Below are 3088 nucleotides of genomic sequence, written 5' to 3' on the forward strand. Positions count from 1 at the left end.
GGACGCGCCACGGGGCCGTGTAGCCCTCCGCCTCCGCGCCGGGCTCCGGGGGCGCCCTGAAGGCCTCTCCGCCCCACGAATCGGCGATCGCCAGGGTCACCTCCAGGGCGTCCCCATCAAGCTCTCCCGCCGGCTTCCGAAAAACCTCCAACGGGGGCGGATCGTCGCACCCAAAGGCCAAAGACCAGGGGCCGGGGCCCTGAGCCCGAAAGAGGACCGTCCCCGCGCTCCACCAGGCCCTCAGCAGGGGCGGCTCCTCCATGAGGGCGCTGTCGAACTCGACGCGCCAATGGCGGTCCTCCCTCAGGTGAACGGGGATGGGGCCGTTTCGCTGTTCCGCACCGAGCCTCCCGCGCGCCAAATAGAGCTCCGCCGTCCCCACGAGTTGCCATGGGCCCCTGATGTCGGACCGCGACAGACAGCGCACGCGCCGGCGTCCGGGCTCACTCAGGAGGAACTGGACCCTCGTGACGGGCCAGGCGCCCCCCGTGTCATACTCCGCCGCGCGGCGATCCTCCGTCAGGACGCCTGAGAAGTCCGCGAAGCCGCCCTCTATGGCGTGGCCCCACACCCGATAGGTGCAGCTCGCCCCTTGAAGGGCGAACCCATCCCCCGCCCCCCGAACCCGCAGAAGGAGGCAGCGCGTCGGGGCCCTGGGGAGCTCCAGCGCCCCCGCTTCGAGGGGGACATCGCTCACCACCTCCCGCCACCGCTTCAGGTCCACGCTCATCAGGACATCGGCCCGCGCCCCAGGCTTCATCCCATCCGAGGCAAGAAGCAGTCGGTACCGGTCCGACGGGCCCGCCGGGGAGAGCTCGGAGAGGTCCAGCAGATAGCGGCGCTCACCCCTGCGGGCCTCCGGGGCCGTCCCCTGAAGCTCGATCAGCCGCCCCTCCCGTTGGGCCTTGACGCGAAACTCCGGCGACCCGGCGCCCTTCCCCGCCGGAGAGAGCTCAAAACAGGGGACCTCCGTTTCGACGAGGACCGGAGGCCCCTGAGGGATCGGGTGGCCCGGCTCCGCCGCGAAGGACACGGGCTCCCCCCTCGCGTCCAGGACGACGAGGTCCTCGGTCTGCGATCGAGCCAATCCGGCGTAGACGCCGGTCGGGAGCCTCAGGCGGCAGAGAGCCCCCTCCTCCGCCCCCGCGATCTCAAGGACGTGCGCGAAGTTCCCGCTCAGGGGCCGCGCCCAGGCCGGCCCCGCCAGACAGGCGGCCAGGGTCGCCGCGGCGAAACGGCGGGCCAGGGACCTCACAGCGCGCACTCCACGGGGAGCCCCTGCAAGCTTGCGACGCACCCGCAGTAGTTCTGACGGTAGAGCCCCAACTCCCTTGATATCTCTATGGACCGGAGGAAGCCGTTCCGCTTGCGCCAGACGCGGGGTTCCCACGTCAGCCCGCGGGACGCGGCACAGGCCGCGCCGATGCGGGCGATGCGCTCCACGTCCTTGTGGGGGCTGGTCGTAAGGCTGGTGCAGAGGTGCGTGCAGCCAAGGCGCACGGCGGCCTCCGCCGCGGACGCGATCTGCATCAGAAAACACTCCGTGCATCGCCGCCCTCCCTCCGGCTCCTCCATCAGTCCCGACCGTTCCATGTGCGCGATCCACTCCTCCGGCGCGTAGGGGCCCTCCTCCAGAGGGAGTCCCTCGTGGGCCATCAACCGGTGGAGCGTCGTCAGCCGTCGAGCGTACTCCGTGCGGGGATGGATGTTGGAGCCGTAAAAGAAGCCCGTGACCTGCCAACCCTCCGCCGTCAGGTCCCGCGTCGGGACGGTCGCGTCCGGAGCGCAGCAGATGTGAAGCAGGAGGCGCCGCCCTGCCGGCAGCGCCTCCTCGCGATCCGTCATCAGCGTCCTTCCCTCAGCTCCAGGAAGGACTGGGCGATGCCCTTCTCGTCCAGCCCCATGGCCGCCAGGACGGCCGCGGAGGGGCCGGAATCACCGTAGCGCGTCACCCCAAGGTTCCTCATCCTTGCCAGGAGGCCATGCCGCGCCATGGCCACGGCCAGGATCGACCCCATGCCCGTATCCACGTGGTGGTCCTCCACCGTGAGGACGCACCCCAGCCCACAGGCCTCCCTGAGGGCCGCCATATCGACCTCCAGCGGGCAGGACACGCTCCACACGGCTGCGCTGACGTTCCTCTCTGCGAGGGCCGCCGCCGCGGCCAGCGCGCGTTGCGTCATCGCCCCCAGGGCGAAGATCGCGCCGTCCTTTCCGTCACGGACCTTCACGGCGCGGCCGTACTCGAACCGATAGCTCCCGCCGAAGACGGCGCGGCCCGACGGGGCGCGCACGAGGTCCACCTTGCTCCGACCCATCGCCAGGCAGATGCTGTCCGGCGACCCCAGCATCCAGCGGGTCGCGCGGTCCGTCTGCTCCGGGTCCGCGGGGACCACGAGGCGCCAGCCGAAGGTGTTGTGGAACAGCCCCACGTAGTCGATGCACTGGTGCGTCTTGCCGTCCTCGCCGACGTCAAGCCCCACGTGCGTCAGGACGGTCTTGGCCCCGGACCGGTTGATGTCGTTCAGGCGCTGCTGGTTGTACACCTCGTCGATGCCGAAGACGCCGAAGTCCGCCCAGACCGCCGCCGTCCCCGCCGCGGCCGCCGCGCCGGCCGTCGTGGCCGTGGAGTGCTCCTGGATGCCGCACTGAATGAAGTTCTTCGGACACTCCGCCTTGAAGTCCTTCGTCATGACGGAGGGGGCCAGGTCGCAATCGAAGACGAGGATAGGAGTCGTTCCGGGCCTGCCGCAGTTCCGGCGCCCCACATCCGCAAGGGCCTTGCCGAAGGCCCCCCGGTTGTCCGACTTGCCCTCCTCATAGGAGAGGGGGGTGCCCAGCTCCAGCTGCGGCGTCGGCGGGACGACCTTCCGCCCCTTGAAGGACGGCTCGGACTTCCGCGCCTCCAAAGCCCTGGCCAGCGTTTCAGGGTCCCCGCCCAGGTCCCTCACGATCTGCTCGTAGAGCTCAGGCGAGGGAGCCTTGCCGTGATAGGCGGCAGTCCCCTCCATGGCCTGCCCCTGCCTGCCCATCACCGTGCGGCAGAGCAGCACGGTGGGACGACCGCGGCGGCCCGCGTCCTTCAGCG

General features: G+C 70.6%; 3 protein-coding genes. All 3 read right to left on the reverse strand.

Annotated elements, in window-relative coordinates; translation table 11 throughout:
- The coding region (locus Q0629_RS06765; RefSeq protein ID WP_298780547.1) for a DUF3999 family protein at positions 1-1255 on the reverse strand (1255 nt) is incomplete at its 3' end.
- Positions 1252-1845 carry an epoxyqueuosine reductase QueH gene (locus Q0629_RS06770; protein WP_298780550.1) on the reverse strand — a complete coding sequence of 198 codons (594 nt, stop codon included), beginning with the start codon at positions 1843-1845 and terminating at the stop codon, positions 1252-1254. The genes Q0629_RS06770 and Q0629_RS06765, both read right to left, overlap by 4 nt.
- Positions 1845-3088, reverse strand: a 1244-nt coding sequence (locus tag Q0629_RS06775; RefSeq protein ID WP_298780552.1) for a transketolase C-terminal domain-containing protein, incomplete at its 5' end; no start/stop codon positions are given. The genes Q0629_RS06775 and Q0629_RS06770, both read right to left, overlap by 1 nt.

This window comes from uncultured Fretibacterium sp., assembly GCF_938030725.1.
In the GTDB taxonomy this organism is placed as follows: domain Bacteria; phylum Synergistota; class Synergistia; order Synergistales; family Aminobacteriaceae; genus Fretibacterium.

Coding starts and splice junctions, on each gene's coding strand:
- Q0629_RS06770 (WP_298780550.1), bottom strand. CDS start 1,845: ATGACGGATCGCGAGGAGGCGCTGCCGGCAGGGCGGCGCCTCCTGCTT.